The sequence below is a fragment of the Streptomyces sp. NPDC014995 genome (assembly GCF_043080745.1).
In the GTDB taxonomy this organism is placed as follows: domain Bacteria; phylum Actinomycetota; class Actinomycetes; order Streptomycetales; family Streptomycetaceae; genus Streptomyces.
The window spans coordinates 583,270-607,226 of sequence record NZ_JBIBVX010000001.1 but is presented as its reverse complement, the minus strand read 5'-3'; the positions used below and the strand labels follow the sequence as shown (position 1 = coordinate 607,226).

The following is a 23,957-nucleotide window of genomic DNA, read 5'->3' as shown; positions in this document are numbered from 1 at the left end:
GGGGTGGCGTGAGGTGTGGGTCACCCCACGCCACCCCTCGGCCGCCGCTCAGCGCCGGCGGTACGACTCGACGTAGCCGTTCGCGGGCGTGCCCACGCCGGTGACGTCGTCGTAGCCCTTCACGGCCGACAGCGAGCTGTCCTTGCCGAGGGAGCGGACGGACGTCAGCAGGCCGTCCGCCGCGTCGTGGCCGTTGGCGTAGTCGACGCGTGCGACCGCGAGGCCGGAGCCCGTCGGGTCGTCGGTGACGTCGTGGTACACCCGCGTCCCGTACCTGGAGTAGATCGCCGGGTTGGCGAAGCCGATCGCCGTGCCGCCGCGCGCCTGCTGCGCGAGGGCCTGAACGGCGGCGACGACCGGCGCGGCCAGCGAGGTGCCGCCGATGCGGTACTCGCCGTACCGCTGCGAGCCGTCCGGGAACGTCTGCGTCTGGCCGACCCTGAAACCGGTGTTCGGGTCGGCGATCGCCGCGATGTCCGGGACGACGCGGTTGCCGGCGGCGCTGTTGGCCGTCGCGAGGGCCTTCGGGACGACACCCTGCTGGTAGTACGGCTCGGCGACGGTCCCGCTGGTGCCGCCGCCCGCGCCCGACGTGAAGGCGCCGGGGAAGTCGGTCCAGCTCGTGCCGTCGGCCGACAGGCTGGCCTTCTCGGTGCCCCAGCCGGTCTCCCACAGGTACGTGTCGCCCCTGCCGACCGCCAGCGAGGTGCCGCCGACCGCCGTCACCCACGCCGAGTCGGCCGGGGCGTCGACCTGCTTGGTGCCGGTGCTCGCGACCTCGTCGCCGTTGTCGCCGGAGGAGAAGTAGAAGCCGATGCCCTCGACGGCGCCGAGCTGGAAGACCTGGTCGTAGGCGGCCGCGAGGTCCGGTGTCCGGTTGGCCTCGATGTCGCCCCAGGAGTTGGAGACGATGTCGGCGAGACGGTTGTCGACGATCGTGCCGAGCGAGTCGAGCAGGTCGTCGTCGTAGCAGGAGGCGGCGCCGACGTACGTCACGTTCGCGGCGGGCGCGACCGCGTGCACGGCCTCCACGTCGAGGGTCTCCTCGCCGTACCAGCCGGCCGCCGAGCACTCCTTGGTCCTCGTGTAGTTCTTCGGCAGCACCTGGGTGAGCTGCCCCGTCCTCCAGGCCGCGTCGCCGTGCTGCTGCGCGTAGGCGGCGGCGTCGTGGGCGATGGTCGGCGAGGCGTACGCGTCGGTGATGGCCACGCGCACCCCCTTCCCCGTGTACGCGCCCGCGCCGTAGGCGGCGCGCAACTGCGCGCCGGTGTACCCCTGCACCGCGTACGGGATCCTCGTGCCGTACGCCTCCGGCAGCGAGCTCGCGACGTTCGAGCCGTAGTACGACGAGAACGGCCCGGCGTTCCTGAACACCGCGTCCGGCGGCGGGAGCTGGTCCTTGGCGCTCGCCCTGTGCGGCGCGTCGTCCAGCCCCGTGACGGTCAGCACGGCGCCGTCCAGGCCGGCCGGCGCGGACGCCGTGGACGCCGGGGCGCGGTAGGTCCGCGAGCCCTTGGCGTAGTCGTGCAGCTGGGTGCCGAAGGCCTTCTCGGCGGCCGCCACGTCACCGGTGACGGCGACGTAGTGCGGGGTGACGCCCGTGACCTTCATGCCGGCCGACGTCAGCCACGCCCTGACCGCGGCCACCTGCGCGGCGGTCGCCCCGAAGCGGGCCCGCGCCTGCCGCGCGGAGAGATACCTGCCGTACGACGCCGACCCCGGGTCGGACACGGCCCGGGCGTACCGGGCGAGGCCGGCCGCGTCCCGGCCGGCGAGGTAGACCCGCGCGGAGACCCGGGCGCCGTCCGGGGCGGCGCCCCGGTCCGCCCCGGCCGTGGCCCACGCGGGCCTCGTCCCGGCCAGCACCTCACGGGCCGGGCCGTCCGCGGCGTGCGCCGCGGGGATGCCGAGCGCCAGCGCGCCCGCGATCACGGGCAGTGCCGCTGCCATGCTCGCTGCGGCGCGCAGCGCGGCGCGGTTGGATCTCATGGGACCCCCTGGGGATGGTTCGTCGCGAGCGGATCACTCGATGCCGGCCACTCTGTCGATGAACCGTCCATGTCAGGGGAATACGGAGACCAAGAAGACCCCTGCCCGGACCAAGAAGACCCCAAGTGGCCGGAGAACAGGGCGATTCGGGGCTTACGCCCGACGAGGCGGGCTCTACGGCCTCGGCTGCGCGCCGCGCTCCGCGAGCAGGTCCGTCATGAGCTCGATCTCCGACTGCTGCCCGTCGACCATGCCCTGCGCGAGCCGCTTCTCCACCCCGACCGCGCACTTGGCGGCACAGCCCTGCGCCATGTGGACGCCGCCCCGGTGATGGTCCGTCATCAGCTGGAGGTAGAACACCTCGGCCTGCCTGCCGTCGAGCGTGCCGAGCTTCTTCAGCTCGGCGTCGGTGGCCATGCCCGGCATCAGCGCGCCGTCCTCACCGGAGGCCATGCCGCCCATGCCCATCCAGGCCATCGGCTCGTCCGACGACACCTTCGGCAGCCCCCACAGGTCCAGCCAGCCCAGCAGCATGCCGCGCTGGTTGGCCTGCGTCTGCGCGATGTCGTAGGCCAGCCGCCGCACTTCCTCGTCCGTCGTGCGGTCGCGCACGATGTACGACATCTCGACGGCCTGCTGGTGGTGCACCGCCATGTCCCGGGCGAAGCCGGCGTCCGCCGAGCCGGCGGACGGGACGTCGGCGCCGTTGTCCCCGGCGACGGAGTAGCTGACCGCCCCGGCCGCGACCAGCACTCCGGCCACGGCCACGGCGACGCCGGCGTACCTCACTGCGACAGACCGCCCGTGCACGCGGCACCCCGCTCGGGCGTCTGCTCGCCCTGCACGAACTTCTCGAGGAACGTGTCCACGTTGGGGTCGCTCGCGCCGGTCACCGTCCGCTGGTGCCCCCACGCGGTGAGCATGATCGGGTCGGCCTGCTCGTCGTCCGGGCTCATGAACGTGTACGGCGTCTTCTCGACCTTCGCCGCCAGCGCCTCGACGTCCGCCTTCGGGGCCTTGCTGGTGTACGTCACCCAGACCGCGCCGTGCTCCAGCGAGTGCACGGCGTTCATGTTGTTCAACGCCTTGGTGTAGACGTCGCCGTCGCAGTTCATCCACGCCCGGTGGTGATCGCCGCCGACGGGGGGCTCGGCCGGGTACGTCACGGTCTTGGTGACGTGGGTGCGCCCGAGCGTCCCCTTCCACGTCTTCACACCGTCCGAGCCGGTGACGAACTTCCCGGCGGCCGCCTTGGCGTCGGTGGAGGACTCGTCGTCCGACTGCGACTGCACGAGAAACACGGTCCCCGCGACCAGACCGGCGACCGCGACGACGCCGGCCGTGACGACGAGGACGCGGCTGCGCCGCTCACGCGCCTGCTCGGCTCGCCGCATCTCCTCTATGCGCGCCTTGCGCGCCGCGCTGGTGCTGTTCTTGGCGGAACCCATGGGGTCTGTCCTTCACGGAAAGGGGCGGACGGTGGGGCGTGCGGGACGTTCGGGACCTTGGGGTCGGTCCGGGTCGTGCGGGTCCGCTGATCGTAATGGGGAGAAGGGGGATCTCGTAGGCCGGTCACAGCCAAGAAGAGACGGGGACGGGCCAGGAAGAGAAGGGGACGGGCGAGGAGGGGACCGGACCGGTCAGGAAAAGACAGGCGCGGCCGGGAAGGCAGGCGCGGGGACGGGGACGCCCGGCGATCATCAGGGGATAATTTGAAGCGCAGATACCCATTATCTACCCTTCCTCTCATGCGGCTCTTGCGATCCACCGACCTGGCGCTGCGCGTGCTCATGCGGCTCGCGGTGGCGGGCGGGACCACCCCCACGACACGTGACGTGGCGGCCGCGATGCAGGTCCCCTACACCCACGCGGCCAAGGTGGTGGCCGAACTCCAGCACATGGCCCTGCTGGAGGCCCGCCGCGGCCGGGGCGGCGGCCTCGCACTGACCGACAAGGGCCGCACGGCGTCCGTGGGCGCGGTCGTCCGCGCCTTCGAGGGGGACGACGACGTCGTGGACTGCGAGGGCGGCGCGGCCCCCTGCCCCCTGAACTCCGGCTGCCGCCTCCGCGGCGCGCTGCGCCGGGCCCAGGAGGCCTTCTTCGCGTCCCTCGACCCCCTGACGGTGTCGGACATGGTGGCGGAGCCCACGGGGCCGCTGTTGCTGGGGATTCCCCGGCCGGCCTGACTCCACCCCCGAAGGGCTTACGCCCCCGCCAGCCAGAGGTCCGGACCGAACACCTCGTAGTGCACGTCCGCCGGGGACACGCCCTTCTCGATCAGCTGCGCCCGTGCCGCGCGCATGAAGGGGAGCGGGCCGCACAGGTACGCGCGTGTGCCGGGCGGGACGGGGACGCTCGTGAGGTCGGCGAGGCCGGTGCGGGTGCCCTCGGGGGCGTCCTGTTCGTACCAGAGGTGGACGGTCGCCTCGGGGAGCTCCGCCGCGTACGTCTGCTGGTCGGTGCGCAGGGCGTGGGTGGCGGGGGAGCGGTCGGCGTGGACGACCGTGACCGGGGCGCGGTGGCCGGTGGCCGCGAGGTGGGCCAGCATCGGGACCATCGGGGTGACGCCGATGCCGGCCGAGGCCAGCAGGAGGGGCGTGTCCGGGGCGTCGTCCAGGACGAGGTCGCCGTACGGCTCCGACAGGTCCAGCACGCTGCCCTCCCGCACGCGCGCGTGCAGCTGATGGGAGACCTCGCCCTCCGGCGTCGTACCGCTGGAGACCCGCTTCACGCTGATCTGGCGTACGGACGTGCCCGGCGCGCCGGAGAGGCTGTACTGGCGGATCTGGCGGGCGCCGTCGGGGAGTTCGGCGCGGACGGAGACGTACTGGCCGGGGCGGAAGTCGCGGACCGGGGCGTCGTCGACGGGGTGGAGGCGGAAGGTGACGACGTCGGGGGTCTCCTGGACCCGTTCCGTCACCTGCCAGGGCCGCCAGGTGTGGCCCCCTCGCTCCTCGTGGAGCCGCTTCTCGATCGCGATCAGCGCGTTCGCCATCAGCCAGTAGACCTCGCTCCAGGCGGCCGCGACCTCGGGGGTGACCGCCTCGCCGAGGACGTCGGCGATGGCGGTGAAGAGGTGCTGGTGGACGACCGCGTACTGCTCGGGGGCGACGCCGAGGGACGCGTGCTTGTGGGCGATGCGGGTGAGCATCGCGTCGGGGCGGGTGTCCGGGTGCTCGACGAGGTGCGTGGCGAAGGCGGCTATGGAGCCGGCCAGGGCCTGGCGCTGGGTGCCGGCGGCCTGGTTGCCGCGGTTGAACAGGTCGCGCAGCAGCTCGGGGTGGGCGGCGAACAGGCCGGCGTAGAAGCGTTCGGTGATCTCGCCGATGGCCGCCCCGACGACGGGGAGCGTGGCGCGGACGGTGGCTGCGGACTGTTCGGACAGCATGGGGCCTCCTCGGGGCGCGGGCCGGGCCCTGCTCGGCGTCCGGCGGTCGGCACCGTAGTAAAACTTGCATTTGAGATGCAAATTAAAAGGGGAGGGGGACGGAGCGGGGCCGGGCATTACGGATGTCAGTCCGAGCAGGCAAGATGGGCGGCAGAGCAGTACACCTGCCGTACGCGAGGCGTTCAGGCCGAGGTCGCCGCATCGATCAAGGTCCGCAACGCGCATGAAATGCTGTTGTGGTGGGATGCTCAGGTGCCCGACCGCCTCCCGCGGGGCGGGGGACAGGCGGCCTGACCAGCAAGGATGGGGAAGCGGAAGATGGACAAGCAGCAGGAGTTCGTGCTCCGGACGTTGGAGGAGCGCGACATCCGGTTCGTACGCCTGTGGTTCACGGACGTGCTGGGCTTCCTCAAGTCCGTCGCCGTGGCCCCGGCCGAGCTCGAGCAGGCGTTCGACGAGGGGATCGGCTTCGACGGCTCCGCCATCGAGGGCTTCGCCCGCGTCTACGAGTCCGACATGATCGCCAAGCCGGACCCCTCCACCTTCCAGGTCCTGCCCTGGCGCGCCGAGGCCCCCGGCACCGCCCGCATGTTCTGCGACATCCTCATGCCGGACGGCTCCCCGTCCTTCGCGGACCCGCGGTACGTGCTCAAGCGCGCCCTCGCCCGCGCCTCCGACCTGGGCTTCACCTTCTACACGCACCCCGAGATCGAGTTCTTCCTGCTGAAGGACCGGCCGCTGGACGGCTCCCGGCCGACCCCCGCCGACAACTCCGGCTACTTCGACCACACCCCGCAGAACATCGGCATGGACTTCCGCCGCCAGGCGATCACCATGCTGGAGTCGATGGGCATCTCGGTCGAGTTCTCCCACCACGAGGGCGCCCCCGGCCAGCAGGAGATCGACCTGCGCTACGCCGACGCCCTGTCGACCGCCGACAACATCATGACGTTCCGCCTCGTCATGAAGCAGGTGGCGCTGGAGCAGGGCGTCCAGGCGACCTTCATGCCGAAGCCGTTCTCCGAGCACCCCGGTTCCGGCATGCACACCCACCTCTCCCTCTTCGAGGGCGACCGGAACGCGTTCTACGAGTCCGGCGCGGAGTACCAGCTGTCCAAGGTCGGCCGGTCCTTCATCGCCGGTCTGCTCAAGCACGCGGCGGACATCTCCGCCGTCACCAACCAGTGGGTCAACTCCTACAAGCGCATCTGGGGCGGCTCCGAGCGCACCGCCGGCGCCGGCGGCGAGGCCCCCTCGTACATCTGCTGGGGCCACAACAACCGCTCCGCCCTGGTCCGCGTCCCGATGTACAAGCCCGGCAAGACGGGCTCGGCGCGCATCGAGGTCCGCTCGCTCGACTCCGGCACCAACCCGTACCTGGCCTACGCCATGCTGCTCGCCGCCGGCCTCAAGGGCGTCGAGGAGGGCTACGAGCTGCCGCCGGGGGCGGAGGACGACGTGTGGGCGCTGTCCGACGCGGAGCGGCGCGCCATGGGCATCGAGCCGCTCCCGCAGAACCTGGGCGAGGCGCTCACCCTCATGGAGCGCAGCGACCTCGTCGCCGAGACGCTCGGCGAGCACGTCTTCGACTTCTTCCTGCGCAACAAGCGCCAGGAGTGGGAGGAGTACCGGTCCGAGGTGACGGCGTTCGAGCTGCGGAAGAACCTGCCGGTGCTGTAAGGGCAGGTCAGGGCACGTTTCCCGCTGATTCGGCGGGTGGGGCCGACGGTCGCTGACCGTCGGCCCCACCGCGTCTCACCGCCCCTGGGCCGTCTCTGGGCCGTCAGAGCGAAGGTCAACGTGCTGTAGCCCACCATCGGTGCTCGCCCCTTTGTGTCGGGCCTGCCTTCGGCCCGCGCCACCATCGTTGCCCCAGGGCGATCACGCCTCACGCTCTGGCCTACCAAGGGCGAGTAGGCCGGCTAACGGCGACGGGGGCGGGTGGCCGCAAGGGCAGCCGCTTCACGTAGCGCAGCTGCAAGTCGCTCGTCAGCAGCCTTGGACTCCTCGATGGCCCGAGTGGCGACGGCCACCGCCGCATTGATGTTCAGCTGCCGCCTCGGTCGGTCGCTCTCCGCACCGGTCTCTGACAGCGCGAGTTTCACACCTTGAACGCCGAGCAGCGACTTCAGGAGTGCCTCATTGGACTCTCGGTAAGCCTGCACTAGCTCGGGCGTCGTGTAGAGCGTCAGTTTGGTGACGACCAGCCGGAAGTGCTCGTCCTGGTGCCCCGGGTCGAGGTCGGCAGGGCTCAAACCGGTGGGCAATTCCCTCCGCGACCAGGCGACGTCCCGCGCGTTGCCGAGCGCGAGCATCTTTCGATGCGCCTCCTCGATCGCGTCGGCCCGGCGCTCCCAGATCTTGAACTCGCTCTCACGGTCGCGGGTCGCGCGCTGGGTGAGGCTAGCCGAGACCAGGGTGCCCACCGTGCCGATGATGGCCCCCAGCAACCCGGCACCGGTACTGATAAGGGCAAGGGCAACGGGTGTGATCGTCATGGCAGCTCTCGGCGTCGTGGCCACCGCCGCCCACTTTTGCGGAACCGCGCTTCCTTGCGCACGGCCTCTACCAGGGCGTCATCAGCTCGGTCCCACTCCTTAACGGCCCATTCGACGAGCTTCCAGTCGTCTTCGAGATTGTGGCCCTCTTCAGGGGGGAGCGACTTGGTGTCGCGCCAGGCGCGCAGTGCTTTGACGTACTGCTTGAAGCACTCCAAGCGGGCCTGATGCAACCGCTTGACCTCCTCAGAACCAAAAAGGTCAAGCTGTGCTTCCGTCAGCAGAAGGGTCCGTTGATCTGACCCTGGGTCGAGTGAGCCGGTAGGCATCTCCCGTGTGCGAAGCACCTCACGCCGACTGCTCGCCAGGGTGCGCGCTGACCGAACGACCTCGACGTACGCGTCGGCACGGCGGTCCCAAATGCGGTGTGCCCGATCGCGCTTCCGAGTCAGGAGGTGGGTCGCGATAACGGCAGACGTGGACGCCACGGCTCCAACGGACGCGGCTATGAGGGTGGCTTCGACGGGTTGCAACGGCATGGCAGGAGCCTAGGCCCCGCTACCGGGTGAGTTCCCGATTCGGCGGGGTCACGCGGCTGACGACCGGCTCGAAGACCGCCGTGGCGCGCAGTACCTTGACCATCTCGTCGTACGCCCCGTCGGCCTTGGCCGACAACTTCTCGACATTCGGCCATCGCTTGGTCGTCTCGCGAACCGCCTCGGCGCGTTCGTGCTCCTCGTGGCCAGGGCCGGTCTTACGGTTCCAGCGCTGCCACTCGATGAACTCTACGAGCCAGTCCCGAAGCGCCTGCCACGTCGCGTCGTGAGCTGCCTTCATTTCCGGTGTCCCGTATAGCTCAAGGTGCGTGTTGATCTTTGCCAGGTCGGTTTGCTTGAAAGCGTCGTCCAGGGCAAGGAACACGTCACCTTCCGGGTCGCGCATCGAGTCGCGCCGCTTGTACGCGAGGTTTCTCTCGTGCTTGACGAGTTCCTCGATAACTGCGACCTGACGTTCCCACAGCTTATGGTCCCGCTCGCGCTTAAGGGTCGCCTTTTGAACCACCACGGCAACCAGCGCTGTTGTGAGTGACCCGAACCCCGCTCCGAGGAGCGTGGCTATCACGGGTGTGATTTCCATGGTCGAAGAGCATACGGCCCGGGACGGTATCTACGGGTCTTGTGCTGGCGGGTACGGCTGGGACGCCCCCGAGACGCCGGCGGAGACCAACGGGAGGTCTGCTTGGCCAGCCAAGCAGACCTCCCGTTGGTCTCCGCCCGTAGTGAGCACCCAGGCGGCTAGGAGCATCCGTTGGTTGAGCGACGGCTGCTCCTGCGGACCAGAGACATCAGGGAGTGCCTGGCGTCGAAACGACACCGCCGTACAGCTCGTTCACGGCCTTCCGGGCCCGCGCGTCGCTGCTTGGCATGAGGTGCGTGTAGACCCGGAGCGTGAAGCCCGGATCGCTGTGTCCGAGGTAGGTGCTCAGCGCCTTGACGTTCTCGCCAGCGTCCAACAGGACGGAGGCGTAGAAGTGCCGGAGAGCGTGCATCCCGTGTTCGCGGGCCGCCTGATGGCGTTGGCCGGGCGCGGGCTCGGGAATGACGCCGGCCACGACAAGGGCGGGCTTCCACGCTCGGGTGTTGAAGTCGGTCCGTCGGACTGCGCCGGCCCCGTCGAGGCGGGCGAACAGCAGCCGCTTCGTTACAGGTGAACCGTCCGGCCGCAGCCAGGGCAGAGTGACGTCGACAGGCGGGAACGTTTCCAAGTGTTGTTTGAGGACCTGCGCCACGCAGTCCGGCAGGGGAACGTCGCGGACCTTATTTCGTTTCGGCGGGGCGAACACGAGATGCCCCTTGGTCACCTTCACCTGGTAGGCGATGTGTAGCCATCCGGAATCGAACCCGACCTCATCGACGGGGAGCCCGAAGATCTCCCCTTGCCGGAGCCCGCATCCGCCTCCGAGGTCGACGGCGGCGCGGAAGCGTTCCGGCAGCGCCGCCCGGACGGCGAAGACGCGCTCAGCGCTCCACGGCACAACGCGGCCGCTTCCCGCAGCAGGGGGCCGCACGGATTGCGCGTGGCAGGGGTTCTTTGACAGGTGACCGTCGTCGACAGCCGCATTGAGGACTGTCGACACGTTGTTGTAGATCACCCGCCGATAGGAGGAAGCGGGTACGGCCCGCTCCAATCCGCTCAGCCAGTCCCGGATGTGTTCCGGCTTGAAGGAGCCGAGGGGGCGCGATCCCAGGTAGGGGATCGCGTGGCCCCGAATCGCCGACTCGACTGACTCTCGGGTGGTCATGTCGGTTGTCTGCGTCTTCAGCCACTTCTCGGCGTACTGCCGGAACGTCACTCGGCCGACGGCGGGGTCGATGTACTGACCGCGCGACATGTCGGCCTCGATGTGAGCGAGCCACTGATCGGCCAGTCGCTTCTGTCCGTCGGGGAATGACTTGCTCTTCTCGGTGCCATCCGGGCCGATGTACCGGGCCCGGTACCGCATTCCCGTTCCGTAGCGGTCAGTGCGTACGCGGCGGGGCTTGCCGTTGGCGTCCGTTTCCGTCTTGTACCAGCGGTCTTGGATGTGGCCAGCCATGCGGCGGCGGTCCTCTCTCGACATGCAGCAGGGAGAGTCGCTGGCAGCGACTCTCCCTGCTGTCTCCGACGGTGTTCGGTTAGGCGGCGTCCTGACTGACGTGCTTGCGTTGTGTGACGTAGGCGTGCACGTCGGCGGGGTCGTAGCGCAGGTGTTTGCCGATGCGGAAGCCGGGCGGGCCGGTCCGCTTCTTGCGCCACTGGTAGACGGTTTCGATGGGCACCTCGAACATCTCGGCGATGTCGTTGGGGGTGAGGTACCGGTCCGGGAGGCCGGCCCGAAGTGTGGCCCGCGGGTCGGCATGAATACGTGAGGGCGTGTTCATCGAATGCCCTTCATTGCGGGTGTCGTCGTGGGGGCTCTGGGAAATCCGCAACATCCGCCACGCCGCAACATCGCAGGTCAGCGACTTGGATTTGTTGCGGATGCCGGTTGTGTTGCGGATAGGTGCCGCCGCACGGCAGCGCGGCGGCACCGTAGGGGCGGGGGCCTTCAGCCGACGATGCGCAGCGTGCGTGTGTCGGCTTCCGCGGGCATGTGGCGGCTTTCGTCGGGGGCTTCCGCCACGTTTTCACCGCCGTTGACCTGCGGTGTTGCGGATGTTGCGGATGTTGCGGACTTCTCGGGGGGCGGGGGGCAGTAGCGGGCCCAGGCGTCGGTGAGGTCCTCGGCGTAGTAGCCCTTCGGGGTGCCGCTGCCGACCCGGATGCCGCGGGGGCGGATGGGGGTGTTGTCGGGGCGGACGTACTGGCTCAGGAGCTTGGACAGGCCGCGGGCGGTGAGCGGTTTGCCGTCGTCGTTCAGGTCGGCCCAGGGCGCGTCATCGAGCCCGTGGAGGACTTCGAGGATGGCGGCGGTGGGCATGCGGTCGGCGCCGCAGAACACCTTGTCGCGCAGGTCGGTCAGCAGGCGGACCCCGAGGGAGGCTTCGTCGCCCTGCTGGGCGGCCTTGATGAGTTCGACGCAGGCGGCGCGGGCCCGCTCGGGCCAGTGGCCGCCGGCCGCGTCGGCGACCGCGAGGAGCGGCTCCCACACGTCGGCGGGCCGGTCGGAGACGCCCTCGGGCATCTCGGGCCAGGCTTCGGCGACCTGGTCGTGCACGGTGGTGGCCCATTCGGCGAGCTGGTCACGCAGGGCGTGGCCCTGCTTTTCGTGGACGCGCCGGCGGTAGGGCTCGGCCGCCTCGTTGGGTGCCTTCTTGCGCATGCGGATGATGACCGAGCGGGTCAGGATCGTGTCCGGCAGCGAGCCGAGTCCCGCCATGGCGACGGCGCAGAACGAGGAGAACCACTCGGTGGACTGGTTGGAGCCGTCGCCGACGCAGCGCAGGGACTTGGCGCCGCGCCGGTAGCCGGAGTTCAGGAACCCGCGGACCTCTTCGTTGCCCCCGGCCTTGGGGCCGAAGACGGTGTCGATCTCGTCGAAGAGGAGTGTCGGGGTTCCTCCGTCGGCTTCCACGAGCCGGAAGAGGGCGTTGGCGGAGGCGTTGACGGTGGTGGCCGCGCGCGGGGTGAGAGTCTCCACGATCTCCAGCGCGCGGGACTTGCCCGACCCGGGTTCCGGGGAGAGGAACGCGAGGCGGGCGGTGCCGTCGAACGCGTCGATCAGGTGCGCGTGAGCGTCCCACAGGGTGACGGCGACGTAGGCGGCCTCGGTGGGGAAGACGTTGAAGCGGCGGTGGAACGCTTCGACCTCGTCGAGCAGGGCGGCGCCGTCGATGGTCTGGGCGGGCGGCTTCGTGCTGGTCACGCGGCGTTCCTCCTTTCGGTGTGCGGGGCGGGCGTGCCGGTGCAGAAGTACTTGTGGGCGGCGTACTCGGTGACCAGGGCGGCCACGTCGTCCTGTCCGCGGGCGGTGCGGGTCTCGCCGCAGGGGCAGGCGTAGGCGGCGGTGGGGGTGTCGCCGTGGCGCTTGGACCAGCGGGCGCCGTCGTAGTGGTGGCGGTAGACCGGCGGGGCGTAGACGCGGATTCCGGGCCGGTCCGGCGTCGGATCCTCGGCGCTGTGGCGCGCGTGGCCGGTCGGGTGCGGGTCAGAAGGAAGGGCTGAAAGGACGCCCTGACGGGCGGCCTTCGTTCGGCCGCCCTCCGGAGCCGGAGGTGCCGACGTGTCGGCGGAGTCCGGCCGGCCGGTGGTGTCGGGACGGCTTTTCAGGGCGGGGCGGGCGGGGGTGGTCATGCCGTCTCCCGCGGCCGGCACGTGCGGATGGACCAGTCCAGGGCGCTGCGGATGGTGGCCCTGCACTCGGCCGCGGAGAGTCCGGCCGTCTCGCCGGCCGCCTGAAAAGCCTCCTCCACCACGTCCCGGGAGATCTCGCCCCATGCGACGAACCGGCCCAGGGAGCGGGCGCCGGCCAACAGGCGGGTGTTCCGGCCGCCCTCCGGCGTGCCGCGGACGGCGGCCGTCTCGCGCTCCAGCGCCGCCCGGGCGGCCCGTGTGCCGTCGCGTACCGGCGCGACGATGACCGGACCGGCGGGCCGGGACGGTTCGGCGAGCAGGGCGGTGAGCCAGGGCGGCAGAGCGGCCACGGGGGCGTCGTCGAGGATCTCGTAGGCACCGTCGGGGGTGGTGCTGCCGGGGGCAACGACGTAGCCGCCCCAGGCGCGGGTGTCGATGTGCGGCCCGAGCCGGTTGACGCTGCTGGGCAGCTTCCCGCCGGGCGGGGCGGTGAAGTACAGGTGGCGGCCTCCGCTGGGAGTCCGCACCTGGTAGGTGGCGGGGAGGCTCTGGCCCGCGCGCTCGCAGAGCGCTGCCAGAGAAGTGGCGCCGTCAGGCGCTCCTTCTGGCTCTTCCGGCTTGCACACGTCCAGGTCGACCACGAGCAGACCGGCCGGGCCGGTCGCAATCCCGACGTTGTACGGCCGCTGCGCCCATGCCGTCCGGATCAGGCCGGGGTCGGTGGTGGCGCGCTGCTCGGGGGTGCGGTGCCCGTCCGTGCAGCGCCCCGTGCCGGGGCAGGAGCGTTCCGGGTGCCCGGCGGGCCGCTTGCTGCCGGGGTGCAGCGGGATGACCGGCCAGCCGCACGCTGCGGAGCACAGTGCGGTGGCAAGCAGGTGCAGGTGACCGAGGTCGACGGCGGGCATGTCGAGCGGGGTGCTGCTCACGCTGCGGTCCTCCCTTCGAGGGTGAGGAACTGGTCGGCGATCCACTGGGTGTAGGCGGGGGGTACGGCTTTGCGGGCTTCGAGGTTGGTCATCCAGGTGCAGCCCATGGCGTCGGCGTAGGCGCGCTCGCCCTTGTGCTCGAACGCGAGCAGGCCCTGGTGGTGCCAGCAGGGCGGGAGAAGGTCCCCGCCCCCGCCCCCGGACGTCTCGAACGCGCGGTGGCGGCGGACGCTGAGGCCGAACTGGGTGCCGCACAGGAGGTAGTCCGGGCGCAGCAGGCGCGCGGCGGCGGTCTCGGTGACGTTCTCAATGACCCACGGCCGCCCGGTGGCCTGCATGACCTCCCGTCCGGGGCCGATCAGGTCGGGGTGGTCGTCGGGGTTGCCACGCCACCTGGTCACGGTGGCGTAGCGCTCGCACGGCCAGGAGCCGTGGACCAGGTCGAAGGTGTGGCCGTGGGCGGCGGTGTAGTCGATGCCGTCGGCTTGGACGAAGGGGAAGGGGTAGTTGGGCTGGGGGCGGATGTCGACGCCTACGACGTCGAAGCCGGCGAGGTAGTAGCCCATGGACAGCCCGCCCGCGCCGCAGCACACGTCCAGCACCCGCCGCCCGTTCGGCCGGCGAAGCGGCAGCACGCGCGCGTTCACGCGGCCACCCCCAGACGGTCCGTGGCGAGCAGGGCGAGCGCGGCGGTACCGATGTGCTCGGTGTAGGCGGGCGGGATGCACTCGCGGATGCCGTCGCGGTTCATCCACGGCACACCCAGCACCCTGCGGGCGAGGTCGACGCCGGAGAAGTTCCCGACGAACTGGCCGTAGTGGCCGGGCGGGACGGGGCGGCCCATCTTGGCCTGCGGCACCAGGTGCGCCGGGTGGCCGGGCTGGTCGAGACGGAAGCCTCCGCCGGTCTCGAAGAACCGGTGCCGGTAGTTCTCCAGCCGGAGCATCTGCCCGCACAGCATCACCGGGTCGTGCAGCTTGGGCACCGCGCCGCGCACGTTCTCCAGCACCCACGGCCGCCCGGTCGTCTCCAGCGCGGCGCGGGTGGGGGCGATCAGGTCGGGATGGGTGTTGCGCTGGATGCGCTGGCACTCGCTGTCGTGCTGGCACGGCGGGGAGGCGTGGATGAAGTCGAACTCCGCGCCGTGCTCGCGGATGAACGCCACCGCTTCCGCCTGTACGAAGGTGAAGGGGTAGCGGGGCTGCGGGGTGATGTCGACGCCGGTGACGTCGAAGTCGGCCAGGTGGTAGCCCATGCCGGCGCCGCCCTGGCAGCAGAAGGTGTCCAGCAGGCGCGGCCGTCGGCCGCGGGCTCGCCGGAAGATGGTGGGTTGCGTCATGCTGGGTGGTCTCCAGATCTCTGGGAAGGGACTGGACTGGCCGGGGCGGGCGCGGATCTTTGGCGAGAGGTGCGCCCGCCCCGGGCGTTGCTAGAACGGCGGTTCGTTGCCCGGCTCGGGGCGGTTGTCCCCGGTGTTCCACGGGTCGCCCGACGGGGCGGCGCCGCCGTTGCCGTTGGTGCGCTTGCCGTTGATGGTCACGGTGGTGAAGCGCAGGGACGCGCCGATCTCGTCGACCTCCACGGCGAGCATCGAGCGGTTCTCGCCCCCCGGGGTCTGCCAGTCGTGCTGACGGATCCGCCCTGAGAGCACCACCCGCGAGCCCTTGGTGAGGGAGTCGGCGACGTGTTCGGCGAGGGTGCGCCAGGCGGCGCAGCGGAAGAACGTGGACGTGCCGTCCTTCCACTGGTTGGACTCGCGGTCGAAGGTGCGCGGCGTGGAGGCGACGGTGAACCGCGCGAGTGCCTGGCCGGAGGCGGTGAACTTCAGCTCGGGGTCGGCGGTCAGGTTGCCGATGATGGTGATCGGGGTCTCTCCGAACGACATGTGGTCACTCGCTTTCGGGTGTGGTGGGGCGGTGGTCGGCGGTGAGGTACAGGCGGGTGTGCTTGCGGTCGCGGGTGGGGTACTGGCGGGCGGGGCCGGTGTCGAACGCGGCGGCCAGGGTCTGGCTGACGCGGTCGGCGTCGTCCGGCGCGCAGATGACGCGGATCTCGAACACGGTGTCGTTTCGGGTCAGTTCTTGGAGCGGGCGAGCTTGAGGGTGATGCCGCCGATGCCGATGGGTCCGGCGGCGCCGGCGATGACGGTGAAGGTGTGGGCGGCCACGTCGAGCAGGAAGCAGATGGCGGCGACCAGTCCCCAGCCGCCGGCGACGGTCGCGCCGGCGACGGCGAACGGGATCAGCAGGCGCCGCCAGTCGGTCCCGGCCGGTGCAGGGTCGTGGACGACGACCACGACGGGCTGTCCGGTGGCCTGTGCGCGGCGGTAGGTGTCGGCGGGGATGTGCGGGGCGATGATGCCCGGCGGGGTGTGGTTCATCGTGGCTCCCTCGGGGTGAGCCGCGGGCCCGCGCCGAAGGTGGCGCGGGCCCGTGCGGATGGGTGCTGTGGTGGGGTGTCGCCTGTCGCGTTGCTTGTCGTCTCACTTGTCGTGCGGCTTGTCGCTTGTCTTGTCTTGTCGCTTGTCGCATCCCAGCTCAGACGCCGTTTTCGACCCGCTGAGGGCCGGTGGGCGGCATTGGTTCGGGAGAGGCGACAAGCGACAGGCGGTCAGTCCTGCGGGGGCTGTCTGGTGGTGTGGTGGCGGTGGACGTAGCGGGCTTTGGTGCCCTCTCCGACGCGTACGGCGGTGCCGTCCTTGACCCAGTCCTTGAGCCAGCCGACGACCGTCTGACGGTTCGTTCCGTACTCGTCGGCGAGCCCGCGGGCGATCGCTGACGCTCCCGTCCCATCGGTGCCGGCGGCGAGCAGCAGGGCGAGCGCGGCGCGCTGCGCGGGACTGTCCTGCTCCTGCTCGCCCCGCAGCGCCGACAGGTTCAGCCCGCCCCCGGCCGCTACGGGCGGGGCCGGGTCGGGGGTGTGCGGGTCGGGGGCGGTGCCGAATTCGGCGTCGATCTGCTCGCGGAAGCGGCGGGCGAGTTCGTCCTCCTCCGACACCGGCCGCGCCGGCTCGCCCCGCAGGGCGGACAGCTTCAGCCCTCCCTCGGCCGGGCGGGCGGCGGAGTCGTCGCCGGTCTCGGTGTCGGGGTGGTCTCCCATCCATGCGGTGCGCTCGGTGTCCCAGCGTCGAACGTAGGCGGGGCCGGCCGCCTTGGCGGACACCGCGTCGAGGGTGGGGTGCCGGTCGGAGGTGGCGGCGGTGATCTCCCGGATCTGGTTCGGCAGGATCCGCCACGCCTTGAACAGCCCCGCCGGGGATTCCGGGGTGCCCAGGAACCCGGCGCCCTTGTACGGCGCCTGGTCGACACGCAGCCCGCGGGCGCCGGGGAACATCTTCGACAGGTCCATGCCCTCCGTCTCGCCCCCGGTGAGGGCGACCCGGACCTTTCCCTCACGGCGGATCATCAGGTTGCCCAGCACGCTGCCTGTGGCTCCGAGCGCGGTGAGCACAGTACGCACGCCCATGGCGCGGGCGATCCGGATCACTTCGAGGATCTTCTCGGCGAGCTTGCGCATCTGCCGGTCGGTGCTGACCAGGATCTCCGCGCCCTCGTCGACCACCAGCATGATCTGGGGAATCTGCGCGCTGACCGGCAGCAGGTCCGTGTTCGCCCGCGAGAGCAGGTCCTGGTAGGCGGTCTTGCGGTGCTTGGCGATCCGCACCGCAGTGTCGAGCATGGTCAGGGCTTCGTCGTAGGTCCCGGCGAGCCAGTCCACCCCCGGGCGTACCGGCTTGCCGTCCTGGCGGCTGAGCTGTCCGGACAGGGCGGGACGCACCCACGGCAGACCGGCGCTGCCGGCGTTGAGGTCGATCACCCACGTCAGCACGTCGACCGTGCGGGCGAAGCCGGCCAGGATCGTGTGGACCATGTTGGTCTTGCCCGAACCCGTCGGCCCGACCACCAGCGCGCACTGTTCCCGCAGGTAGACCAGGATGTCCTCAGCGTTGGTGCGGTAGCCCCACGGAATGCCGGTCAGCAGGGACAGCGGGCCGTAGTCGGTGGGGTAGGTGCGCTCTTCCGCCAGGACGTTGACGGTGGTCACGTCGATGATGACCCGGCCCTGGTCGATGCCGGGGGAGGCGGCGACGGTGCAGCCGTGCGGCAGGCGCGCATCCGCGGACAGCCGCCCCGATTCGGTGGCGATCTTCTGATAGGTGGCGCCGCCGGGCGGGAGTTCGGCGTCGAGGGAGAACCCGGCTCCGGTCTCCCACATCTCGACCCCGAGCACGCGCACGGTGATGGAGCACACGCGCTGGATGCGGTCGACCCATTCCGCGGCGATCGCCCGGCGCTCCGCGGACAGTTCGGCGGCGATCTGCCGCTCAGCCGCCGCGATCGCTTCCTCTTCGCGCGCCTCCTCGAACAGTGCCGATGACCGGGCGGCGGCGCCGATGCCGACGCCGACGGCGGCGAGCGATCCGAGAGCGGCCCAGGTGAGCGGGCCGTGGGTCATGGCCCAGGTGGTCCATCCAGCGCCGATGAGCCAGGACGCGGCGCGGGTGGCCAGGGTGCGGCCGGCGTTGCGCACCCGCAGACCGGTGACGGTGTGGCCGAGGGCGCCGGCGGCGCCGACGGCGAGCGCCCAACCCGGGGGCATGCTCGTGGCGGCGCCGGTGGTGGCGACGGCGAAGGCTCCGGTGGTGGCGGACAGGGCGCCGGTCACGGGTCCGTGACCGGCCGCCCAGTCCAGCACCGGGCCACTGCCGGTCCTCTGCTTGGCGGTGACGGTGCTGCTCATCTCAGACGTTCCAGCCCTTCTCAGCCTCGGTGCCGTTGCGGGGGTCCTCGTGCCGGGCGATGTCCTGCTCGTGCACCTGCCGGAACAGCGGGCCCATGTCCTCCGCCACGGCGACGGCGCTCATCAGGGCGCCGAAGATGTCGTTGAAGCCGTCCGCGACCTCCTTCTCCAGCGGGAACTCGCTGTCGGAGCGCTCGGCCAGGATCTTCATCACGTTCGCCACGCTGGTCAGCGCGGCCGGGAGCCCCTCGACCATGGCCAGGATCTCCATGGCGTTGTCGGGGTCGTAGGAGTTGGCGGCCTGCTCCATCTCGGAGGCGGCCTCTTCGAACCGGAAACCGGACACGTGCTCTCCTTCACTCACAGCGGTGTTCGTGCTGGTCGGAACCGGATTGGCGGGGCGCTCGACGGTGTCGGCGACGCCCTCCGTGCCGTCCTTGTGTGCTTCGGCGTCCGTGGTGGCCTCCGCCTCGCGCTGCTGGTCGCGGATCGCCTCATCCCGCGTGGCCCGCTGCTCGGCCGCGGACAGGGTGAGGCGGCGCAGCAGTCGGCGGCCGGGGTGGATGAGCCAGGGAATTTTGAACTTCCGCCCGATCGGGCTGGTGATCAGTCCGAGCAGACCGAGCGGCAGGGCGAGCAGCGCGGCCAGCAGCCGACGGCCGTGGAATCGTGCGGCCGATCGGCGCAGCGCCTTACGGGCTGCCCGGCGGGCGGGGGCTTTGCGCAGGGTGCTGCGCTGTGCGGCGACCCGGTCGGCGGTCTTGGCGTCCCGCTTGCCGCGCTGCTTGGCGATCGCCGCCTGTTGCGCGGCCCGCGCCTTACCGGCGGCACCACCCAGCGCCCGCCCGACCGGACCACGGCGGGTGGTCGAACCGTGCTTGCCGGGTCGGGTGTTGGCGTTGCGGCGGGCGTCGGCGACCGCCCGGCGCGCGGCCGTGGTCTGCGCCCGCCGGTCGGCCCGCGAGCCGCCCGCGGCCTGCCGCGCCGCCCGCAGCGCCCGAACCTGCCCGGCGCGGCCCGCGACCTTGGCGCCGAACCCGGAGCCGACGCCACGGGGCGTGTTCTTCGGTGAGCCGGCCGCGCTTCGGCCGGTCCTGCTGCCTGCCGCGCTGCGGGTGGGGGTGCGGGTGGCGGCGCGTCGGGAGGGGCCGGGCACCCGCCCGGACCCCGTACCCGACCGGCGCGCATGCGTACGGCCCGCCGCGCGTGCTGCCGTGCTTCGGCCCGCAGTGCGGGCGGCGGTACGGCGTGCCTCGCGGCGGGGGCTGGGGTTGCGGTTGCGGGAGGCGGCGGCCACGCCGAGGACGACGGCGCCGGTTGCAGCGACGGCGGCGGCGATCGGGCCGCCGGCCAGCGAGGCGGCGGCGACCATGCCCACGGTCGTGTTCGCCCCGGACAGGGCGAGCGGGACGACCGGCCAGCCGCCGGGCGTGTGGTCCACCTCGGCCGCGGCCGGAACCGGAGCGGTTTGGACAGGTGCGGGCGGGGGCGATGCGGTCGGTGCCTCGACGCCTACCGGTTCGGTGGTGAGTTCCGTCATGCTGAGAGCCACTCCTTCAAGGGAGGAGAGCAGAGGCCCGGACGCTATGCCGTCCAAAGCGCGCGTCCGGGCCTTTGCGCTGGGGGCTGTCGGGACAAGCTCGCCGGGTCTGCGCGCCGGGTCTGCGAGGGTGCCGCTCGCCGGGGCTCACCGGGTCTGCTTCACTGGTGCGGTCGACTGCTTCCGGCAGTCGCAACGAGGGCCAGCCCACTGCGATTGGGCTGGTCCTCATTGGTGTGTGCCGGACGAGTCGGTCAGGCTTCGGATTCCTCGTGGGACATCAGCGATCCCCACGCGCGGCGAACGCGCTGTTCCCCGCCGACGAATCCGCCCTCACGGAAGGCGGCCACGGCCTGGCGGTAGGACAGCGGCGGGTCGTCGCTGTAGCGCAGGTGCCGCAGCACGACGACAAGCTGAGCGTCCGTGAGCGGCTCGCCCGCCACCGGCGCGGGCACCCCGGCGACGGCCGCGATCTCCTCGAGCGTCACGGGCGGTTCGGCCGGGGGCGTCACGGGCGTGACGGGCTCCGGCGGAACGGTCTCGAGCACAGCCGTGACCTGCGTGTCTCCCTCCGTCACGGGTGTGACGCCTTCACCGTCCGCACCCTCGACAGCGCGCGGCGCTGGGGTGGCCGTCACACCCGTGACGGGGGCCGTGACGGGCAGGGCGAACATGCCCGCAAGGGCCGCGTCCGCGCCGGCCGTCATCCGCTCGCGCTGCACGTCGACCAGGTGTGCCCCGAGCAGGGCGTCACCCGCGCCGACCTTCTCGGCGAGCTTCCACGACTCAAGCTCTGACTTGTTGCGGGCCTTCTCGTCGGGGTGGTTCGCGGCGCGGGCCCGGTGGTAGGCGAGCTTCTGCATGACGGCCGCGTTGCGGCGCTGGGCTTCGGCGTCCGTGCCGGTGCGGTAGACCACGATCCGGCGGGCCAGCAGGCCCATGCCCTCCGCGGACACGCACATGGCCATCGGGGTGACGGCGAACACCACCGCTTCCGTGACCGTTTTGGCTACCGCGGCGCCGGTCAGGGACGCCACCGCGGGCAGCGTCCACAGCCCGACCCGCACGGCCGCCGGGGAGGACTGGCCCAGCATGGTCAGACCGACCAGGACCAGCGCGAGAACGAGCGTCGCGCCCTCACCGGCCGCGACCACACCCAGCGCGGTAGCCGACCGGTGGAACACGGATGTGATGTTGCTGTAGGTGCCGACCGCGCCCAGACCGCCGAACGCGACCATGGGCAGTGCGGCGGCACCGAGTACGAGTGCCTGGCCCCTGCTCAGGGACCTTTCCGGGGGGTGCTTCACTGTTTACTCCTTCTGGGGAGACTGCTTCCTGACGTTGCTGGTCAGGGGGCTTTCTGGTCGTCGGGGTAGGCGCAGGGCACGCACACCCCGAGCGTGGTGGGGATGACGTATCCGGCATCGTTGCGGCACTGCGGGCAGGTGCGGCGCGCTCGCATCGCGCACGCCAGCGCCCGGCGCTTCGCCTCCGTCATCGGCCGGACCGGCTTGGCCTTGTCGAGCCGGTAGAGGTAGGCGATCAGCGGCCCGCGCCGGTAACGCGGCCGGAGGATCTGCGCGGCGACCGGCTGACCGCCAGGGCGCAGGCCGCGGGCCCGTAACTGCCGTCTGGTCGCCAGCCCGTCCGGTGCGCAGCGCCACGGGTAGGTGGGAATGCCGTGCCGGGCGCCGCTCGGGTCGAAGCACTTGCCCAACGCAGCCATCAGGCCGCCGCCACGGTCAGCGCCGGGGCGGGCACGTCGCCGTAGCCGGTCAACTCCAGGACGGCGCCGGCGTAGTCGGCGGACGCCTTCAGCACGCGCGTACGGCCGGCGCTCTGCTCGCGGTACACCACCGCGTCCGGAGCGATGCCCAGCGCGTCCCGCCACACCTCGAAGTCGTCCAGACCGCCGTGGAACCTCAGCCCCAACTGGTTCGGGTAGAGAGCCGACACGTCGATCTCCGGCGCCGGCAGGTGACCGAAGTCCACGGCCAGCAAGCGCAGCACCCGCAGCGGCACAGCCAGGCCGTCCAGCGTCAGACCCTCGCTCATGCCGCCGCCCCCCGGCGCGCCGGACGGGAACGGACGGGACGGGCCAGCGGGACCACGTTGAACAGGTCCGGGTGCTCCTCGACCACCCGCGCGGCCAGACGGACCAGGTCGTCCGGCAGACCGCGGTATTCCGGGTCGGCGAGGATGTCGCGCGCCGCGTCCAGGCGGGCCGCGCGCTCCTCATCGCTCTCGCCCTCGACCCCGAGCCACAGCTCAACCGGGGTGCCCAGCGCGAGTTCCGCGAACTCCGCCGGACTCAGGGCCTGATGACCGGCAACGATGCACTTCATGGAGTTCTCTCCTCACAGTGAACGGCTCGAACGCGCCCGGAGGTGCCTCTACGGGGCGCGTGCCGTGGGAAAGGGGACCGCACCGGATGCGGTGCGGGTGGGACCCTGAAAGTCCTCATCAAACGGGCAGGGCGCCGACGTGATGCCGGCGCCCTGCCCGCATGACGAGTGACGGGAAAGCCCGTCACTGTCTTCTCGCGGCTCCGTGCGCGCCTTGCTCCGCCTCCTTTGGACGGCGCGCGGTTACCGCGTCACTCAGTCGTCACTCGCTGAGTCGATCTCCCTGGAATGGCTACCTGTCATGGACCGGGTGCAGCCCAATCACCGGGATCCCCGCCGATCCGGCCCCTGGGTCTACGCCCGAGGGTCAGACCAGCGGCTTAGCCGATGACACCGATCGATCCGTGAAGACGACGGACTTTCACGTCTCCCCTGCCGCTCGGAGCGCCTGTAAGCGGGTCCGGCGGGGTCCTTCGTCGTGTGTTCTTGCAGGTCAAGCCCTTAGGAACACAGCCGGTGAGGCCCTTCTGAGCGTCTCGTTCCGGCGTGCATTAAGATTGACCTAGGTCAATCTTAATGTCAAGCGGTGCTCTGGGGATCAGAGATTGACCTAGGTCCGGCTACTCTCGGGGGTATGGAACAGAGCCCCGAAGTGCCCAAGCCCACGCCGACGGCCAAGGAGATTGCGGCGCAGTTCCGCGAGAAGATCACGGGCATCGATCGTGAGTACGCCCCGGGGGACCGGCTCCCGGCTGCTCGTGCGCTCGCCAAGGAACTTGGCGTGCAGCTCATGACCGTTCAGAGCGCGTACGGCCAACTTCGCGACGAGGGGCTGATTCTCACGCAGCAGGGGCGCGGAACGTTCGTCCGTGATCCTGCGGCACCCCTTGGTACCGAGCCGGGCAGCAGCCCTGCTTTCACGGCCCTGGCCGCAGAGCTCAGCACGGTTCATGACGCTCTCCGTTCGCTCGGGGAGCGGCTTGACCGGCTTGAGCGGCTCGTGGGCAGCGAGACTCCACCGCCGCCGTGAGTTCGTCCGCGCGCCTCAGCAGTCGTTCGACCGTGAGGCGTGCATCCCTCAAACCCGCTTTGATCAAAGCGAGTTCAGCAGGAGTCATGCTTTCCAGCTCGCCGCTTCGCTCATTGATCCCTGGCATGCCAATGAGCATGTAGCCGTGAACGGCAGAGGACCCGGACAGAGCGTCCGGGTCCTCTTTCTTTGCAGGTCAGGATGATTGACGACTCGTCAGTGGGTGACTTCGTCCACGGCGTCCAGCAGTGCCCCCCACGGGAGTTCACGCCCCGCCGGCGCTTCGCGCGGTTCGTACAGCGGCCATACCTCCGGGCCGTAGATGATGCGCACGCCCCCCGCCCGAAGGGTGTCGATGTGGTGCTGCCATGCCGGGTGCCGGGCGTGTGCCGCATTCACCCGAGGGAAGACGACGACAGGCAATCCGAGGGTGCCGATCGCCTCGCCCACCTGTGTCAGCGCCTGGTTGTCCATCACGCCCGTGGCGAGCTTGGCCACCATGTTGGCCGACGCGGGGGCTACGACGTAGCAGTCAACCGGCGGGTGCGGTCGCGCCTCGCCAGGCAGCCGCGGTTCATCGCGTACGGGTAGGCCGGTCAGCTTCTCCAACTGCTCGACCTCGCCGCTCATCCGCAGCCACTGACCTGCGGTCGGCGTCAGAGTGACGGCCACCTGCCATCCGCGCTCCATCGCGGGCCCAACCAGACCAGTGCGCAGCACCTCTACGC

26 protein-coding genes are annotated in these 23,957 nt (G+C 71.0%); 3 read left to right on the top strand and 23 right to left on the bottom strand.

Going from position 1 to position 23,957, the window contains the following annotated elements; all coding sequences use genetic code 11:
• Positions 1-48: 48 nt before the first annotated feature.
• The 3 genes from ACF1A1_RS02735 to ACF1A1_RS02725 form a co-directional block, all read right to left on the bottom strand.
• Positions 49-1,989 (bottom strand): protease pro-enzyme activation domain-containing protein, encoded by a 1,941-nt coding sequence (locus tag ACF1A1_RS02735; RefSeq protein ID WP_391644696.1) that lies wholly within the window; start codon positions 1,987-1,989, stop codon positions 49-51.
• Positions 1,990-2,163: 174 nt separating this feature from the next.
• Positions 2,164-2,778 (bottom strand): DUF305 domain-containing protein, encoded by a 615-nt coding sequence (locus tag ACF1A1_RS02730; protein WP_391644694.1) that lies wholly within the window; start codon positions 2,776-2,778, stop codon positions 2,164-2,166.
• The gene (locus tag ACF1A1_RS02725; protein ID WP_391644692.1) at positions 2,775-3,437 is read right to left on the bottom strand and encodes a DUF3105 domain-containing protein; all 663 of its coding nucleotides are present in this window, start codon (positions 3,435-3,437) and stop codon (positions 2,775-2,777) included. Before ACF1A1_RS02725 ends, ACF1A1_RS02730 begins: the two co-directional genes overlap by 4 nt.
• A gap of 300 nt (positions 3,438-3,737) precedes the next feature.
• Here ACF1A1_RS02725 and ACF1A1_RS02720 point away from each other — a divergent pair, with 300 nt between their 5' ends.
• Positions 3,738-4,175 (top strand): RrF2 family transcriptional regulator, encoded by a 438-nt coding sequence (locus tag ACF1A1_RS02720; RefSeq protein ID WP_391644690.1) that lies wholly within the window; start codon positions 3,738-3,740, stop codon positions 4,173-4,175.
• A 17-nt stretch (positions 4,176-4,192) separates the two neighbouring features.
• On the opposite strand, the gene ACF1A1_RS02715 is transcribed toward ACF1A1_RS02720, so the two are convergent.
• Positions 4,193-5,377 (bottom strand): globin domain-containing protein, encoded by a 1,185-nt coding sequence (locus ACF1A1_RS02715; protein WP_391644688.1) that lies wholly within the window; start codon positions 5,375-5,377, stop codon positions 4,193-4,195.
• Positions 5,378-5,695: 318 nt separating this feature from the next.
• Here ACF1A1_RS02715 and glnA point away from each other — a divergent pair, with 318 nt between their 5' ends.
• Positions 5,696-7,057, top strand: a complete 1,362-nt coding sequence (gene glnA, locus ACF1A1_RS02710) for a type I glutamate--ammonia ligase (protein WP_391644686.1) — start codon at positions 5,696-5,698, stop codon at positions 7,055-7,057.
• Between the two features lie 242 nt (positions 7,058-7,299).
• Here the strand turns inward: glnA and ACF1A1_RS02705 are convergent, their stop codons facing one another.
• The 18 genes from ACF1A1_RS02705 to ACF1A1_RS02620 all read right to left on the bottom strand — a co-directional run bounded on the left by ACF1A1_RS02705 (position 7,300) and on the right by ACF1A1_RS02620 (position 22,199).
• Positions 7,300-7,875 (bottom strand): hypothetical protein, encoded by a 576-nt coding sequence (locus tag ACF1A1_RS02705; protein WP_391644684.1) that lies wholly within the window; start codon positions 7,873-7,875, stop codon positions 7,300-7,302.
• A gap of 558 nt (positions 7,876-8,433) precedes the next feature.
• Complete coding sequence (locus ACF1A1_RS02700) at positions 8,434-9,012, bottom strand: hypothetical protein (protein ID WP_391644682.1); 579 nt, start codon at positions 9,010-9,012, stop codon at positions 8,434-8,436.
• A gap of 208 nt (positions 9,013-9,220) precedes the next feature.
• Positions 9,221-10,471: a tyrosine-type recombinase/integrase gene (locus ACF1A1_RS02695; protein WP_391644680.1), complete on the bottom strand. Its 1,251-nt coding sequence runs from the start codon at positions 10,469-10,471 to the stop codon at positions 9,221-9,223.
• Between the two features lie 79 nt (positions 10,472-10,550).
• On the bottom strand, positions 10,551-10,796 hold the full coding sequence (locus ACF1A1_RS02690; RefSeq protein WP_391644678.1) for a helix-turn-helix domain-containing protein: 246 nt from the start codon (positions 10,794-10,796) through the stop codon (positions 10,551-10,553).
• Between the two features lie 167 nt (positions 10,797-10,963).
• Positions 10,964-12,220, bottom strand: a complete 1,257-nt coding sequence (locus tag ACF1A1_RS02685; RefSeq protein WP_391644676.1) for a DUF3631 domain-containing protein — start codon at positions 12,218-12,220, stop codon at positions 10,964-10,966.
• A complete protein-coding gene (locus ACF1A1_RS02680; RefSeq protein WP_391644674.1) occupies positions 12,217-12,648 on the bottom strand; it encodes a hypothetical protein in 432 nt (143 codons plus the stop codon). Before ACF1A1_RS02680 ends, ACF1A1_RS02685 begins: the two co-directional genes overlap by 4 nt.
• Positions 12,645-13,553: a bifunctional DNA primase/polymerase gene (locus tag ACF1A1_RS02675; protein ID WP_391645314.1), complete on the bottom strand. Its 909-nt coding sequence runs from the start codon at positions 13,551-13,553 to the stop codon at positions 12,645-12,647. The genes ACF1A1_RS02680 and ACF1A1_RS02675 overlap by 4 nt, the downstream gene beginning before the upstream one ends.
• A gap of 17 nt (positions 13,554-13,570) precedes the next feature.
• Positions 13,571-14,221 (bottom strand): class I SAM-dependent methyltransferase, encoded by a 651-nt coding sequence (locus tag ACF1A1_RS02670; RefSeq protein WP_391644672.1) that lies wholly within the window; start codon positions 14,219-14,221, stop codon positions 13,571-13,573.
• On the bottom strand, positions 14,218-14,913 hold the full coding sequence (locus ACF1A1_RS02665) for an SAM-dependent methyltransferase (RefSeq protein ID WP_391644670.1): 696 nt from the start codon (positions 14,911-14,913) through the stop codon (positions 14,218-14,220). The genes ACF1A1_RS02670 and ACF1A1_RS02665 overlap by 4 nt, the downstream gene beginning before the upstream one ends.
• Positions 14,914-15,003: 90 nt before the next feature.
• Entirely contained in the window at positions 15,004-15,459 is a 456-nt protein-coding gene (gene ssb / locus ACF1A1_RS02660; RefSeq protein ID WP_391644668.1) for a single-stranded DNA-binding protein, read from the bottom strand.
• Between the two features lie 4 nt (positions 15,460-15,463).
• The gene (locus tag ACF1A1_RS02655) at positions 15,464-15,634 is read right to left on the bottom strand and encodes a hypothetical protein (RefSeq protein ID WP_391644666.1); all 171 of its coding nucleotides are present in this window, start codon (positions 15,632-15,634) and stop codon (positions 15,464-15,466) included.
• A 14-nt stretch (positions 15,635-15,648) separates the two neighbouring features.
• On the bottom strand, positions 15,649-15,954 hold the full coding sequence (locus ACF1A1_RS02650) for a hypothetical protein (RefSeq protein ID WP_391644664.1): 306 nt from the start codon (positions 15,952-15,954) through the stop codon (positions 15,649-15,651).
• 230 nt (positions 15,955-16,184) lie between these two features.
• Positions 16,185-18,314 (bottom strand): hypothetical protein, encoded by a 2,130-nt coding sequence (locus ACF1A1_RS02645; RefSeq protein ID WP_391644662.1) that lies wholly within the window; start codon positions 18,312-18,314, stop codon positions 16,185-16,187.
• Position 18,315: 1 nt separating this feature from the next.
• Positions 18,316-19,854 (bottom strand): hypothetical protein, encoded by a 1,539-nt coding sequence (locus ACF1A1_RS02640; protein ID WP_391644660.1) that lies wholly within the window; start codon positions 19,852-19,854, stop codon positions 18,316-18,318.
• A 254-nt stretch (positions 19,855-20,108) separates the two neighbouring features.
• The gene (locus ACF1A1_RS02635; protein WP_391644658.1) at positions 20,109-21,161 is read right to left on the bottom strand and encodes a hypothetical protein; all 1,053 of its coding nucleotides are present in this window, start codon (positions 21,159-21,161) and stop codon (positions 20,109-20,111) included.
• Positions 21,162-21,202: 41 nt separating this feature from the next.
• Positions 21,203-21,580: an RRQRL motif-containing zinc-binding protein gene (locus ACF1A1_RS02630; RefSeq protein WP_391644656.1), complete on the bottom strand. Its 378-nt coding sequence runs from the start codon at positions 21,578-21,580 to the stop codon at positions 21,203-21,205.
• Complete coding sequence (locus ACF1A1_RS02625) at positions 21,580-21,909, bottom strand: hypothetical protein (protein WP_391644654.1); 330 nt, start codon at positions 21,907-21,909, stop codon at positions 21,580-21,582. The genes ACF1A1_RS02630 and ACF1A1_RS02625 overlap by 1 nt, the downstream gene beginning before the upstream one ends.
• Positions 21,906-22,199: a hypothetical protein gene (locus ACF1A1_RS02620; RefSeq protein ID WP_391644652.1), complete on the bottom strand. Its 294-nt coding sequence runs from the start codon at positions 22,197-22,199 to the stop codon at positions 21,906-21,908. Before ACF1A1_RS02620 ends, ACF1A1_RS02625 begins: the two co-directional genes overlap by 4 nt.
• 634 nt (positions 22,200-22,833) lie before the next feature.
• Here ACF1A1_RS02620 and ACF1A1_RS02615 point away from each other — a divergent pair.
• Complete coding sequence (locus tag ACF1A1_RS02615; RefSeq protein WP_391644650.1) at positions 22,834-23,229, top strand: GntR family transcriptional regulator; 396 nt, start codon at positions 22,834-22,836, stop codon at positions 23,227-23,229.
• A gap of 216 nt (positions 23,230-23,445) precedes the next feature.
• Here ACF1A1_RS02615 and ACF1A1_RS02610 read toward each other — a convergent pair whose 3' ends face one another.
• On the bottom strand, positions 23,446-23,949 hold the full coding sequence (locus ACF1A1_RS02610; RefSeq protein WP_391644648.1) for a flavoprotein: 504 nt from the start codon (positions 23,947-23,949) through the stop codon (positions 23,446-23,448).
• Between the last annotated feature and the right edge of the window lie 8 nt (positions 23,950-23,957).

Excerpts from the sequence above, each read along its gene's own strand:
- ACF1A1_RS02645 (WP_391644662.1), bottom strand. The coding sequence starts at position 18,314 with ATGAGCAGCACCGTCACCGCCAAGCAGAGGACCGGCAGTGGCCCGGTG.
- ACF1A1_RS02715 (WP_391644688.1), bottom strand. The coding sequence starts at position 5,377 with ATGCTGTCCGAACAGTCCGCAGCCACCGTCCGCGCCACGCTCCCCGTC.
- ssb (WP_391644668.1), bottom strand. The coding sequence starts at position 15,459 with ATGTCGTTCGGAGAGACCCCGATCACCATCATCGGCAACCTGACCGCC.
- ACF1A1_RS02650 (WP_391644664.1), bottom strand. The coding sequence starts at position 15,954 with ATGAACCACACCCCGCCGGGCATCATCGCCCCGCACATCCCCGCCGAC.
- ACF1A1_RS02675 (WP_391645314.1), bottom strand. The coding sequence starts at position 13,553 with ATGCCCGCCGTCGACCTCGGTCACCTGCACCTGCTTGCCACCGCACTG.
- ACF1A1_RS02735 (WP_391644696.1), bottom strand. The coding sequence starts at position 1,989 with ATGAGATCCAACCGCGCCGCGCTGCGCGCCGCAGCGAGCATGGCAGCG.
- ACF1A1_RS02720 (WP_391644690.1), top strand. The coding sequence starts at position 3,738 with ATGCGGCTCTTGCGATCCACCGACCTGGCGCTGCGCGTGCTCATGCGG.
- ACF1A1_RS02700 (WP_391644682.1), bottom strand. The coding sequence starts at position 9,012 with ATGGAAATCACACCCGTGATAGCCACGCTCCTCGGAGCGGGGTTCGGG.
- ACF1A1_RS02680 (WP_391644674.1), bottom strand. The coding sequence starts at position 12,648 with ATGACCACCCCCGCCCGCCCCGCCCTGAAAAGCCGTCCCGACACCACC.
- ACF1A1_RS02725 (WP_391644692.1), bottom strand. The coding sequence starts at position 3,437 with ATGGGTTCCGCCAAGAACAGCACCAGCGCGGCGCGCAAGGCGCGCATA.
- ACF1A1_RS02615 (WP_391644650.1), top strand. The coding sequence starts at position 22,834 with ATGGAACAGAGCCCCGAAGTGCCCAAGCCCACGCCGACGGCCAAGGAG.
- ACF1A1_RS02705 (WP_391644684.1), bottom strand. The coding sequence starts at position 7,875 with ATGACGATCACACCCGTTGCCCTTGCCCTTATCAGTACCGGTGCCGGG.
- ACF1A1_RS02690 (WP_391644678.1), bottom strand. The coding sequence starts at position 10,796 with ATGAACACGCCCTCACGTATTCATGCCGACCCGCGGGCCACACTTCGG.
- ACF1A1_RS02625 (WP_391644654.1), bottom strand. The coding sequence starts at position 21,909 with ATGAGCGAGGGTCTGACGCTGGACGGCCTGGCTGTGCCGCTGCGGGTG.
- ACF1A1_RS02620 (WP_391644652.1), bottom strand. The coding sequence starts at position 22,199 with ATGAAGTGCATCGTTGCCGGTCATCAGGCCCTGAGTCCGGCGGAGTTC.
- ACF1A1_RS02640 (WP_391644660.1), bottom strand. The coding sequence starts at position 19,854 with ATGACGGAACTCACCACCGAACCGGTAGGCGTCGAGGCACCGACCGCA.
- ACF1A1_RS02630 (WP_391644656.1), bottom strand. The coding sequence starts at position 21,580 with ATGGCTGCGTTGGGCAAGTGCTTCGACCCGAGCGGCGCCCGGCACGGC.
- ACF1A1_RS02665 (WP_391644670.1), bottom strand. The coding sequence starts at position 14,913 with ATGACGCAACCCACCATCTTCCGGCGAGCCCGCGGCCGACGGCCGCGC.
- ACF1A1_RS02695 (WP_391644680.1), bottom strand. The coding sequence starts at position 10,471 with ATGGCTGGCCACATCCAAGACCGCTGGTACAAGACGGAAACGGACGCC.
- glnA (WP_391644686.1), top strand. The coding sequence starts at position 5,696 with ATGGACAAGCAGCAGGAGTTCGTGCTCCGGACGTTGGAGGAGCGCGAC.